This window comes from Streptomyces sp. NBC_01551 (assembly GCF_026339935.1).
Taxonomy (GTDB): Bacteria; Actinomycetota; Actinomycetes; order Streptomycetales; family Streptomycetaceae; genus Streptomyces.
The window spans coordinates 4,067,888-4,079,514 of sequence record NZ_JAPEPX010000001.1; the positions used below are offsets into that span (position 1 = coordinate 4,067,888).

Genomic DNA, 11,627 nt, shown 5'->3' on the forward strand with positions numbered 1-11,627 from the left:
TGGTGCCCGAAGCCTCGGGGGAGGTGAAGAAGCCGTCGGATCCCGGGGGCCTGGCGGAGCCGAGGCCGGGGGTGCCCGGGGCCTCGGGAGGGGTGGGGAAGGCGTGGGAACCCGACGGCGCGGCGGATGCTCCGGCGGAGTCGGAGGAGCGGGCGGAGCCCGGAGCGCCCGGGGCGTCGTGGGAGGTGGGGAAGGGCTGGGCTCCTGGGGGCATGGTGGGGCCGGGTGTGCCTGCGGGTTCGGGGAAGGGCTGGGATGCCCTGCGCATGGCGGGGTCAGGGGTGCCTGCGGGGCCGGGTGTGCCTACGGGTCCCGGGAAGGGCTGGGATGTCGGGGGCATGGCCGGGGCCGGGGTGCCTGCCGGGACGGGGGAGGGGTGGGGACCCCGGTAGGTGGTGGGGGTGAGGGAGGGGCGGGTCCAGGTGGGAGGGTGGAAGGGGGGAGTGGGTGGGGGGTTGGGGGCGGGGTGGGGCCAGGGGGTTGGGGGTTTTGTGGGGTGGCCGGACGGGGGACGGGGGTGGGTGGCGCCGCGGGGGGTGGTGCGTTCGGACAGGGCGGACAGGAACGCGGCGTACGACGCGCGCTTGCGGCCGCGCGGTTCGGTGCGGCCCAACTCCCAGGAGCGGACGGTGGTCCCGGTGACCCCGACCGTCGCCGCGACCTGGTCGTACGTCAGCTCGGCCGCCTCGCGCAGCCTTCGGCGCTCCCCGGGCGTGGGGAGGGCCGGCTCAGGGGCCGGGCCCTCGCCGGAGGTCGTACCGACGTTTTGTGTCATGCCACGCTCCCCGTGACCCGGCGACCCTGGGCGATAAAGTACATAAACGTATATTGAGCGACACCACGGACATTCGCCTGTTACCCACCCATAGCGCGTGTCGTTGGCACCATGGCGGGGTGACCCAAGTAATCGAACGCGGGACCCCGTTGCCGCCGGCGCCCCCGAGGGCCGGCGGGCGGCGCCGTTCACCGGCGGCCGCCGCGTGTGTGCTGGGCGGCGCGATGGCCGCCGGACTGGGGCTCGGCTTCCTCGCCGTGCTCGTGATCGTGCTGTGGATCAGCTCCCCCTACCCCGACAGCGGCCCCGGCGGCGCACTGCACCTCGCCGCCGGGCTGTGGCTGCTCGCCCACGGCACGGACCTCATCCGCTACGACACCCTCTCCGGCGTGCCGGCGCCCGTCGGGGTGACCCCGTTGCTCCTGGTGGCGCTGCCCGTGCTGCTGATGCGGCGCGCCGCGCGGCTCGGCAGTGCCTCGGGGGACGGGAGCGACGGCGACGAGGTGCTGCCGGCCGGCGCCGTCTTCTCGGCCGTGACCTGCGGATACCTGACCGTCGGCTCGCTGGCCACGGTGTACGCGGCCGGCGGTCCGATGCCGGCGGATCCGCTGAGCGCGGCCTGGCACGTCCCGCTGGTGGCGGTGCTCGCGGCGGCGGGCGGGGTGTGGGTGGCCAAGGGGCGCCCGCTCGGCCCGTTGCCGGAGTGGGTGCCGAGGGGCGTACGGAGGGCGGTGGCGCGCCCCCGTTACGCGCTGGCGCTGCGGTCCGGCGCGGCTGGGGCGCTGGTGCTCCTGGGCGGGGGCGTCCTGCTGGTCGGGGCGTCGCTGGCGTGGCACGGCGCGGAGGTCCAGGGGACGTTCCTGTCGCTGACGGGGGTGTGGTCGGGGCGGTTCGCGGTGCTGCTGCTCGCGCTGGCGCTGATCCCGAACGCGATGGTGTGGGGCGCGGCGTACGCGCTCGGGCCGGGGTTCGCGCTGGGCGCCGGGGCGACGGCGACGCCGCTGGGCTTCGAGGGGTCGGCGGCGCTGCCGTTGCCGCGGTTCCCGCTGCTGGCGGCGTTGCCGCCGGAGGGGCCGGGGTCGCCGGTCACCTGGGCGGTGGGCGTGATTCCGGTGGCGGCCGGGCTGGCGGTGGGGTGGTTCGCGGTGCGGCGGGCGCGCGAAGTCTCGTACGGGGAGACGGCGCTGACGGCGGCTCTGGGTGCGGTGGTGTGCGGGCTGTTGATGGCGGGACTGGCGGGGGTGGCGTCGGGGCCGCTGGGGTCGCGGGAGTTGGCGCGGTTCGGGCCGGTGTGGTGGGAGGTGGGGGGCGCGGCTGGGGGGTGGACGCTGGGGCTGGCGGTGCCGTTGGCTGTCGCCGTGCACGGGTGGCGGAACCGGCTGGGCGGTGTCGATGCCGGTGACGCCGGCGCTGATGTTGATGTTGACGCGGATGAGTGGCATGCGTCGGGTACGCGGGAACTCCGGTGGGAGGCGTTGCGCCGGACGGCGGGGACGCTGGTTCCGGATCTGGCGTCGACGCCGGTCACGCCGGTCACGCCGGTGCGGCCGCATCCGAGGCCGGATCCCGTGCCGGTTCCGGATCCCGAGCCGGAACCCGAGCCGGACCCGGTCCCGACCCCGATCCCGGACCCGACCCCGGTCGCCCCACCGGTACCCCCGGTCTCAGGCGCCCGAGTCCTGTCCCGCCGCCGCCCACCCCTCTGACCCCGCCTCAATCGCCGGCGGGGCTGGATCGACCCGGCCGGGGTCGGGGCGTTCCGGGCGGTGCCGGCTTGTCCGTCGCGCCGCCGTTGCCGGGGGCCGGCCCCCGGACCCCCGCGCCTCAATCGCCGGCGGGGCTGGATTTACCCCGGCCAGGGTTCGAGGGGCCGGCGGAACTGGATTTACCCGGCCAGGGCTGGAGGGGCCGGCTGGGCTTGAGGGGCCGGCGGAGGCGGCAGGGATGTTCAGGGACCCGCCGGGGTCAGCGGCGGGACTTCAGGATGTCGCCGATCACGTTGTCCGGGAGGAGGGTGTTGCACTGGAGTTCCGCCGTCTTCGTGAGGGCGTCGTCGCGGCAGACGTAGAAGTCCTTGTAGGCCAGCTGCAAGGCGTACGAGCTCGCCGCCAGCAGGATCGCCAGTGACGCCGTCACCAGCCCGCTGATCGCGGCCGTCCGCTGAGGACGCGCGGCCGGGCCGAGGGCCGCGAGGCCGGAGGGCGGCGGTGTGGTGCCGTCCGTCGGGGTCGCCGCGGCCGGGCGGCCGCGCAGTGCGGTGATGCCCCAGTAGAGCGCGAGCGCTCCCAGCAGGAGCCCCATCGACGGGATCCCGAAGATCCCGAAGAAGAAGCCCCACATGCCCGACAGCAGCGCGTACCGCGCGCGCCGCTGGACCGGGTCCGTCGGGTCCCAGCGGGCGGGGCCGCCAGCGTCGGGGTCGGTGCCCCGGCGGTCGCGGTCGCCGTCGCGCCCGTCTCCGCCGCCGCCGTCGCGCGGCTCCCACGGCTGGTCGGGCCGGCCCTCGGGGGGCGCCGCGAAGGGGTTGTCGTCGGTCGAGGAGTCGGGCTGACGGCGGTCCGGCATCGAGTGCGTTACTTCCCCTGTGTCGTGGACTCGGCATGCGGCGCGGGGCATCGCGCCGACATCGCGCCGCACCGTTCGCGGCTTGTAGGCCAGACGCTACCCCTCGGCCGTCCCCCCGTCCCTCGGGGGCCGTCCGGTGAGCCGGTATCGTTGCAGCCGGTCGGTGGCTTCGTATGGTTCCCCGTATATCGGTGCCCTGGAGTTTCGTACGATCACACTAAACGAACGACGCGTTTCCCCCGAGAAAGGGCCTCCCATGGCCGTCTCCCGCCTGGTCGTGCTGGTCTCCGGGTCCGGCACCAACCTCCAGGCCCTGCTCGACGCCATCGCCGGCGACCCCGGCGGTCCCGAGGGCTTCGGCGCCGAAGTGGTCGCCGTCGGCGCCGACCGCGAGAACATCGCCGGGCTGGAGCGGGCCGAGAAGGCCGGGATCCCCACTTTCGTGTGCCCGGTCAAGGCGTACGCGACCCGCGAGGAGTGGGACACCGCCCTCACTGAGGCCACCGCCGCCCACGAGCCCGACCTGGTGGTCTCCGCCGGGTTCATGAAGATCGTGGGCAAGGCGTTCATCGACCGCTTCGGCGGCCGGTTCATCAACACCCACCCCGCCCTGCTCCCCGCCTTCCCGGGGGCGCACGGCGTACGGGACGCGCTCGCCTACGGCGCGAAGGTCACCGGCTGCACCGTCCACTTCGTGGACGGCGGCGTGGACACCGGTCCGATCATCGCCCAGGGTGTGGTCGAGATCCGGGACGGGGAAGACGAAGGCGCTCTCCATGAGCGCATCAAGGAAGTCGAGCGCACGCTGCTCGTCGACGTCGTGGGGCGCCTGGCCCGGCACGGCTACCGCATTGAGGGACGAAAGGTAACAATCCAGTGACCGCCGTAGAGAGCGTTGCGAGCAACGACCCGACCACGACCCAGCGGCCGATCCGGCGTGCGCTCATCAGCGTCTACGACAAGACGGGACTGGAAGAGCTGGCCCGCGGCCTGCACGAGGCGGGCGTCGCGCTCGTCTCCACCGGCTCCACCGCCTCGAAGATCGCCGCCGCCGGGGTGCCCGTCACCAAGGTCGAGGAGCTGACCGGCTTCCCCGAGTGCCTGGACGGCCGGGTGAAGACCCTGCACCCGCGCGTGCACGCCGGCATCCTCGCCGACCTGCGCCTGGAGGACCACCGCAACCAGCTCGCCGAGCTCGGTGTCGAGCCCTTCGACCTGGTCGTCGTCAACCTGTACCCCTTCCTGGAGACCGTCCGGTCGGGTGCCACGCCGGACGAGTGCGTGGAGCAGATCGACATCGGCGGCCCGTCGATGGTCCGCGCCGCCGCCAAGAACCACCCGTCGGTCGCGGTCGTGACCAGCCCCGACCGCTACGCCGACGTCATCGCCGCGGCCCAGGGCGGCGGCTTCGACCTCACCGCCCGCAAGCGGCTCGCCGCCGAGGCCTTCCAGCACACCGCCGCCTACGACGTCGCCGTGGCCTCCTGGTTCACCAACGCGTACGCCCCGGAGCCGGAGGCCGTCCTGCCCGAGTTCCTCGCCGGCGCCTGGGACCGCAAGTCCACCCTCCGCTACGGCGAGAACCCGCACCAGGCCGCCGCGCTCTACACGGACGGCCAGCCGGGCGGGCTCGCCAACGCCGAGCAGCTGCACGGCAAGGAGATGTCCTTCAACAACTACGTGGACACCGAGGCCGCGCGCCGCGCCGCCTACGACCACGAGTACCCCTGCGTCGCGATCATCAAGCACGCCAACCCCTGCGGCATCGCGGTCGGCGCGGACGTCGCCGAGGCGCACCGCAAGGCGCACGCCTGCGACCCGCTGTCGGCGTTCGGCGGCGTCATCGCCGTCAACCGCCCGGTGACCGTCGAGCTCGCCGAGCAGGTCGCGGAGATCTTCACCGAGGTCATCGCCGCCCCGGCGTACGAGGACGGCGCGGTCGAGATCCTGGCCAAGAAGAAGAACATCCGCGTGCTCAAGGTGGACGGCACCCCGCACCAGCCGGGCGACCTGAAGCCGATCTCGGGCGGCGCGCTGCTCCAGCAGAGCGACCTCTTCCAGGCCGAGGGCGACGACCCGGCGAACTGGACCCTCGCCACCGGCGACGCCCTCTCCCCGGAGCAGCTCGCCGAGCTCGCGTTCGCGTGGAAGGCCTGCCGGGCCGTCAAGTCAAACGCGATCCTGCTCGCCAAGGGCGGCGCCTCGGTCGGCGTCGGCATGGGCCAGGTCAACCGCGTCGACTCGGCGAAGCTCGCCGTCGAGCGGGCCGGCGCCGAGCGCGCGCAGGGCTCGTACGCCGCCTCGGACGCCTTCTTCCCCTTCCCGGACGGGCTGGAGATCCTGACCGCCGCCGGCATCAAGGCCGTGGTCCAGCCGGGCGGTTCGGTCCGTGACGAGCAGGTCGTCGAGGCCGCGAAGGCGGCCGGCGTGACCATGTACTTCACGGGGACGAGGCACTTCTTCCACTGAGTGACCCGGACACCGGCCCGGACCCGGTACCGCTGACGGCGAAGGCCGCGTTCCGCAGCAGTGCGGGACGCGGCCTTCGCCGTGTGCGTGGTCCGGGGGCCTACGGGGATCAGTAGCGCGGGCGCTGGAACCAGGCGGTCGCAGCGCTGCCCACCATCGAGCCGAGGATGATGCCGCTGATGGTGAGGCCGATGGCGCTTCCGATGAGGGAGCCGGCGATGGTGGCGCCCGCCGATTCCTCGTGGAGCGAGGAGGAGGCGGCGATCGAGCTGGCCACGTTGCCCAGGTTGCCCAGGATGCCGAGGGCGCCGTAGATGATCGTCAGGACGCGCACCGGGGTGGCGCCCTTGCCCAGCCGGGCGGCCAGGGTGATGGAGAGGGTGGCGAGGAGGGCGAGGCCGACGCCCAGGGCGATGGCGGCGCCGCCCAGCACGTCCCCGACGTCGGAGTCCTCGGACCCGGCGAACAGCGCGCCGAAGACGACGGCCAGGATCGCGCCGATCAGCTGGAACCCGCCGATGACGAACAGCACGACACGGGCCGCCTTCATCAGGCCCGGCATCTGCATCGGCGGCGGCTGGTACGAGGGGTACCCGGGGTAGGCCTGCGGCGCCTGCTGCTGCGGGTAGCCGTAGCCCGGCTGCGGCGGGATGCCCTGCGGGGCCTGCTGCGGGTAGCCGTACCCGGGCTGGCCCTGCTGCTGTCCGTACGGATTGTGCGGGTCGCCGAAGCTCATCTGGGATGTTCCTCCGTGGAAGCGCGGGAAGTGCGGGACGCACGGCACGCCACGGAGACGTCACTGCGTCCTTGCGGCCCGCCCCCCGGCACTGCCCGCGGCACTCTGTGACCGCCATCGTGATCGCCGTGCGCGGGACTTGTCCAGCCGTTGCGCACACGGACGGTCACTTGTTGTGCAAGTGCAATGAATCCGAGGGGCCGCCGAGGCGACGCGACTGGAACCGGGGCCGCCCCATCCGGGAGGATGGGGGTATGACCGCCCAGATTCTCGATGGCAAGGCCACGGCAGCCGCTATCAAGTCCGAACTGACCGCCCGCGTGGCGGACCTCAAGGCGCGGGGTGTCACTCCCGGCCTCGGCACCCTGCTGGTCGGCGACGATCCGGGCAGCCGCTGGTACGTCAACGGCAAGCACAAGGACTGCGCCGAGGTGGGCATCGCCTCCATCCAGCGCGAACTGCCCGCCACCGCCTCCCAGGAGGACATCGAGGCGGTCGTACGGGAGCTCAACGAGAACCCGGAGTGCACGGGCTACATCGTCCAACTCCCGCTGCCCAAGGGCATCGACACCAACCGGGTGCTGGAGCTGATGGCGCCGGAGAAGGACGCCGACGGCCTGCACCCGATGTCGCTCGGCCGACTGGTGCTGAACGAGCCGGGACCGCTGCCGTGCACCCCGTACGGCATCGTCGAGCTGCTGCGCCACCACGGCGTCGAGATCAACGGCGCGCACGTCGTCGTCCTCGGCCGCGGCATCACCGTCGGGCGCTCCATCGGGCTGCTGCTGACCCGCAAGTCCGAGAACGCCACCGTCACGCTCTGCCACACCGGTACGCGCGACCTCTCCGGGCTGCTGCGCCAGGCGGACGTCATCGTGGCCGCGGCGGGGGTCCCGCACCTGGTCAAGCCGGAGGACGTGAAGCCGGGCGCGGCCGTGCTCGACGTCGGCGTCAGCCGGGACGAGAACGGCAAGATCGTCGGCGACGTCCACCCCGGGGTCGCCCAGGTGGCCGGCTGGATCTCCCCGAACCCCGGCGGAGTCGGCCCTATGACCCGGGCGCAGCTGCTGGTCAACGTCGTCGACGCGGCCGAACGGGCGGCGACGCACCATGCGGGCTGAACGCGAGCCGGGTGCGCCGGACGCGATGAGCGGGCCGAAGGCGGCTGGCGCCGCGAAGCCGACGGGCGGCAAGGAGGCGGGGGCGGCCACGAAGGCCGCGGGCTCCGCGAAGGCCGCCGCGGGCGCCGCGAAGCCGGGCGGCGCCAAGGAAGCGGCGGGCGCGCCGAAGGCAGTACGGGCCACGAAGGCGGCGACCGGTCCGAAGGCCACCAGTGGCCCGAAGGCGACGTCGGCTGCGACCGCCACGACCGCTGCGACCGCCACGACCGCTGCGACCGCCCCGACCGCCGTGACGGCCGGGACCTCCCCGACCGCCACGGCGGCGGCGATCGCCACGGCGGCCGCCGGCGTCAAGCAGGCGGCGGGTGCGACCGTCGCGGTGGGGCAAGGGGCGAAGGAGGGGAAGGCGACGCGCCGGTTCCCCTCCGTCACCCAGGACACCGCCCGCCCCGAGGGCGGCGGCCGGGCGGCGCACCGCGACGCGCCCGCGCCGGCCCGCCAGTGGCCGATGCTCAGCGTGCTCGCCGCTACCGCCGCCGGACTGCTCGGCACCGCCATGGGGCATCCCCGGATCGGCTGCCTGGCCATCGGCATCGCGCTGATCGCGGCGGCCGTCCTGCGCCGCGTCCTGCCCTCGGTCGGCATGCTCGCGGTGCGCTCCCGCTTCACGGACATGGCCACGTACGGGGTACTGGGCGTGGCGATCACGCTGCTCGCGCTGGTCATGCAACCGAAGCCGTGGCTGGACATCCCCTCGCTGGAGTCGGCGGTCCACTTCAGCATCCGCTGAGCGCATGAGGGGTGCGAGCCCCTCCGCGCCTTCGAACTCCCGGGCGACATGTGCCACGCACCACACGGACCCGGGGGTTAGCCCGCGCCGGGGTCGGATAGCCTGACCGCGGATGTCTCTTCACGTCAAGACTTAATGGGGAGCGGCGTCCTCCAGCACATGGGGCAGGGACGCCCCACCGCCAGCTGTCTAACGGAGAAGGCCATGACCCGCACTCCCGTGAATGTCACCGTGACCGGCGCCGCCGGCCAGATCGGCTACGCGCTGCTCTTCCGCATCGCGTCCGGTCACCTGCTCGGCGCGGACGTGCCGGTCAAGCTCCGTCTTCTGGAGATCCCCCAGGGCATGAAGGCCGCTGAGGGCACCGCCATGGAGCTCGACGACTGCGCCTTCCCGCTCCTCCAGGGCATCGACATCTTCGACGACCCGAACAAGGGCTTCGAGGGTGCCAACGTCGCGCTGCTCGTCGGCGCCCGCCCGCGCACCAAGGGCATGGAGCGCGGCGACCTGCTCTCCGCGAACGGCGGCATCTTCAAGCCGCAGGGCAAGGCCATCAACGACCACGCCGCGGACGACATCAAGGTCCTCGTCGTGGGCAACCCGGCCAACACCAACGCGCTCATCGCGCAGGCCGCCGCCCCGGACGTACCGGCCGAGCGCTTCACCGCGATGACCCGCCTGGACCACAACCGCGCGATCTCGCAGCTGGCCGCCAAGACCGGTGCCGCCGTCTCCGACATCAAGCGCCTCACCATCTGGGGCAACCACTCGGCGACCCAGTACCCGGACATCTTCCACGCGGAGATCGCCGGCAAGAACGCCGCCGAGGTCGTCAACGACGAGCTGTGGCTGGCCGACACCTTCATCCCGACCGTCGCCAAGCGCGGCGCCGCGATCATCGAGGCCCGTGGTGCGTCCTCGGCCGCCTCGGCCGCCAACGCCGCCATCGACCACGTGCACACCTGGGTCAACGGCACCGCCGCGGGCGACTGGACCTCGATGGGCATCCCGTCGGACGGCTCCTACGGCGTCCCGGAGGGCATCATCTCCTCCTTCCCCGTCACCACCAAGGACGGCAAGTACGAGATCGTCCAGGGCCTGGACATCAACGAGTTCTCCCGTGCGCGCATCGACGCGTCCGTGGCGGAGCTCGTCGAGGAGCGCGACGCGGTGCGCGAGCTCGGCCTGATCTGATCCGTCGTCCGAAGCGCCCCGGCCCGTGCGGCCGGGGCGCTTTGGCGTGTTTACGCCTGTCGCTCGCGGTACGGGAAACCTAGGGTCGGGCGGTGGTTTCGGAACAGAGCCCGTCCGGCGGGCCCCGCTGGGACGCGCAGGCGCAGCGCTGGGTGTGGGAACGGCCCGAGGGCGAACCGCCCGCGGCCTCGCAGGTGTACGTCCCTCCACCGGTGGCTCCGCCGGTGTCGCAGGGTGGGCCGAGCGCGCCGGGCGACCAGAACCCGCCGGGGGAAGACGCCGAACCGGCGCCGCAAAGCCCGCCGGAGGACCGCGACACGCCGGGGGTGCCGGTGCACTTCCCGCCGGGGCCGCAGAGTCCGCCGCGAGATCCGGCCATGCCGGGGGAGCACGCCCCGCCGGCGCCGCAGAGCCCGCCGGAGGATCGCGCCGCGCCGGGGGTGTCGTCGCAGGGTCCGGGCGCGCCCGGGGTGTTGGCGTACCCGCAGGCGCAGGCGCAGGCGCAGGGGGTGTCGGGGGAGCGGGTGCTGCCTGACCGGCCTGCGTACCCTCCCTCGTACCCCGGGCCGCAGGAGCGGACGGCTGCGCTCGGGCTGCCCGCGTACCCGCCGGCGTACTCCTCGCCGCCGGGGCAGCAGCCGTCCTACGACGCGTATCCCCCGTACGTGCCGCCGGAGCCGCCGCGCCCGGGGCGTGGGCGGTGGGTGACCCCGGCCACGGCGGGTATCGCGGTCGCCGCGCTCGCGCTCGGCGCCGGGGCGGTGTGGTTCCTGGCCCGGGACACGGACGACGCGACCCGCGCCGGGGAGAAGAACGGCACGGTGGCCTCGGGCGCGCCGTCGGCGCCGGACGAGACCCCCTCGGGCGGGGCCTCGCAGGCTCCCGAGGGCACCCCGAGCGCTTCGGGGAGCCCGGGTCCGAACCCGAACCCGAGCGGTACGGATGCCAGTGCCGGCGCCAGTCCCGGAGGGAGTGCGCCGGCGGCGCACGAGACCCGGCAGGATCCCGGGGGCTTCACCATCGCCGTCCCCGCCGGCTGGGCGCGGGAGGAGACCAAGGACGGGGTCTTCTACCGCTCGGCCGACCGGACCGCGCTGCTCCAGATCTTCCGGGTCACGGAGCCGGAGCTCAGCCCGCTCGAAGCCGTCAAGGCGTCCTCGACCCACCTGCGCGCCCAGACCACCGGCTACGAGGAGATCAGCGTCGGCCCCGTCCCCGGCGGATCCGGGGCGGCGGAGCTGGTCTACGAGTACGACAGCGCGGAGTCGCACGGCCGCCGCCGCAGTGTCGAAAGGGTGTTCTTCGCCCCGGGCGGCGGAAAGTGGGCGGTGCTGACCGCTGGCCCGGGCGGCGAGTGGGACACCACCCGGGAACACCACGCGGCGGCGCTGGCGGCGTTCAGCCCGGGCGGCTGACGGGGCCCGTCACCCCGCCGTACCTTCCCGCTCAGATCTTGAACATGCCCGGGGTGTAGTGCCCCGGCACCGAGCGGGAGGTCACGGCGAACCGGTTCCAGGCGTTGATCGTGGCGATCAGTGCGGTCAGCTGGGCCAGTTCGGCCTCCTCGAAGTGCTTGGCGGCCTTCTCGTACACCTCGTCGGGTACGAAACCGTCCGTCAGGACGGTGACGGCCTCGGTGAATTCGAGGGCCGCCAGCTCCTTCTCGGTGTAGAAGTGCCGGGACTCCTCCCAGGCGCCCAGCTGCACGATCCGCTCGACGCTCTCGCCCGCGGCGATGGCGTCCTTGGTGTGCATGTCCAGGCAGTACGCACAGTGGTTGACCTGCGAGGCGCGGATCTTGACCAGTTCCGCGAGGGTCGGGTCGAGCCCCTTCCGGGCCGCGATCTCCAGGGCCACCATCGCCTTGTAGACCTCGGGGGCGAGCGCGTGCCACTGCATCCGGGAGGGCTGTTCGGGGGCGTTCACGGGGGCTTCGTTCGTCGTCGTCATGTACCCAACGGTACGGGGGAGAAGCCC

The 11,627-nt window shown here is 73.5% G+C and carries 10 protein-coding genes; 7 read left to right on the forward strand and 3 right to left on the reverse strand.

Features of this window, described 5'->3' with window-relative positions:
• The first annotated feature begins 894 nt into the window (after positions 1 to 894).
• The gene (locus tag OG982_RS18445) at positions 895 to 2,481 is read left to right on the forward strand and encodes a DUF6350 family protein (RefSeq protein WP_266785403.1); all 1,587 of its coding nucleotides are present in this window, start codon (positions 895 to 897) and stop codon (positions 2,479 to 2,481) included.
• Between the two features lie 259 nt (positions 2,482 to 2,740).
• Here the strand turns inward: OG982_RS18445 and OG982_RS18450 are convergent, their stop codons facing one another.
• On the reverse strand, positions 2,741 to 3,340 hold the full coding sequence (locus tag OG982_RS18450; protein ID WP_266785401.1) for a hypothetical protein: 600 nt from the start codon (positions 3,338 to 3,340) through the stop codon (positions 2,741 to 2,743).
• Positions 3,341 to 3,596: 256 nt separating this feature from the next.
• Between OG982_RS18450 and purN the strand changes: the two genes are divergently transcribed.
• Positions 3,597 to 4,220: a phosphoribosylglycinamide formyltransferase gene (gene purN / locus OG982_RS18455; RefSeq protein ID WP_266785399.1), complete on the forward strand. Its 624-nt coding sequence runs from the start codon at positions 3,597 to 3,599 to the stop codon at positions 4,218 to 4,220.
• Positions 4,217 to 5,809, forward strand: a complete 1,593-nt coding sequence (purH, locus tag OG982_RS18460) for a bifunctional phosphoribosylaminoimidazolecarboxamide formyltransferase/IMP cyclohydrolase (RefSeq protein ID WP_266948902.1) — start codon at positions 4,217 to 4,219, stop codon at positions 5,807 to 5,809. The genes purN and purH overlap by 4 nt, the downstream gene beginning before the upstream one ends.
• Before the next feature lie 109 nt (positions 5,810 to 5,918).
• Here the strand turns inward: purH and OG982_RS18465 are convergent, their stop codons facing one another.
• Positions 5,919 to 6,545 carry a hypothetical protein gene (locus tag OG982_RS18465; RefSeq protein ID WP_266785395.1) on the reverse strand — a complete coding sequence of 209 codons (627 nt, stop codon included), beginning with the start codon at positions 6,543 to 6,545 and terminating at the stop codon, positions 5,919 to 5,921.
• Positions 6,546 to 6,799: 254 nt separating this feature from the next.
• Here OG982_RS18465 and OG982_RS18470 point away from each other — a divergent pair, with 254 nt between their 5' ends.
• The 4 genes from OG982_RS18470 (at position 6,800) to OG982_RS18485 (ending at position 11,065) form a co-directional block, all read left to right on the forward strand.
• On the forward strand, positions 6,800 to 7,666 hold the full coding sequence (locus OG982_RS18470) for a bifunctional methylenetetrahydrofolate dehydrogenase/methenyltetrahydrofolate cyclohydrolase (RefSeq protein WP_266785393.1): 867 nt from the start codon (positions 6,800 to 6,802) through the stop codon (positions 7,664 to 7,666).
• A complete protein-coding gene (locus tag OG982_RS18475; protein ID WP_266948904.1) occupies positions 7,656 to 8,456 on the forward strand; it encodes a DUF3017 domain-containing protein in 801 nt (266 codons plus the stop codon). The genes OG982_RS18470 and OG982_RS18475 overlap by 11 nt, the downstream gene beginning before the upstream one ends.
• A gap of 204 nt (positions 8,457 to 8,660) precedes the next feature.
• Positions 8,661 to 9,650, forward strand: a complete 990-nt coding sequence (locus tag OG982_RS18480; protein ID WP_266785389.1) for a malate dehydrogenase — start codon at positions 8,661 to 8,663, stop codon at positions 9,648 to 9,650.
• A 92-nt stretch (positions 9,651 to 9,742) separates the two neighbouring features.
• On the forward strand, positions 9,743 to 11,065 hold the full coding sequence (locus tag OG982_RS18485; protein ID WP_266948905.1) for a hypothetical protein: 1,323 nt from the start codon (positions 9,743 to 9,745) through the stop codon (positions 11,063 to 11,065).
• A 31-nt stretch (positions 11,066 to 11,096) separates the two neighbouring features.
• On the opposite strand, the gene OG982_RS18490 is transcribed toward OG982_RS18485, so the two are convergent.
• Entirely contained in the window at positions 11,097 to 11,600 is a 504-nt protein-coding gene (locus OG982_RS18490; protein WP_266948907.1) for a carboxymuconolactone decarboxylase family protein, read from the reverse strand.
• Positions 11,601 to 11,627 lie beyond the last annotated feature (27 nt).

Coding starts and splice junctions, on each gene's coding strand:
- OG982_RS18450 (WP_266785401.1), bottom strand. CDS start 3,340: ATGCCGGACCGCCGTCAGCCCGACTCCTCGACCGACGACAACCCCTTC.
- OG982_RS18490 (WP_266948907.1), bottom strand. CDS start 11,600: ATGACGACGACGAACGAAGCCCCCGTGAACGCCCCCGAACAGCCCTCC.
- OG982_RS18480 (WP_266785389.1), top strand. CDS start 8,661: ATGACCCGCACTCCCGTGAATGTCACCGTGACCGGCGCCGCCGGCCAG.
- OG982_RS18470 (WP_266785393.1), top strand. CDS start 6,800: ATGACCGCCCAGATTCTCGATGGCAAGGCCACGGCAGCCGCTATCAAG.
- purN (WP_266785399.1), top strand. CDS start 3,597: ATGGCCGTCTCCCGCCTGGTCGTGCTGGTCTCCGGGTCCGGCACCAAC.
- OG982_RS18465 (WP_266785395.1), bottom strand. CDS start 6,545: ATGAGCTTCGGCGACCCGCACAATCCGTACGGACAGCAGCAGGGCCAG.
- OG982_RS18475 (WP_266948904.1), top strand. CDS start 7,656: ATGCGGGCTGAACGCGAGCCGGGTGCGCCGGACGCGATGAGCGGGCCG.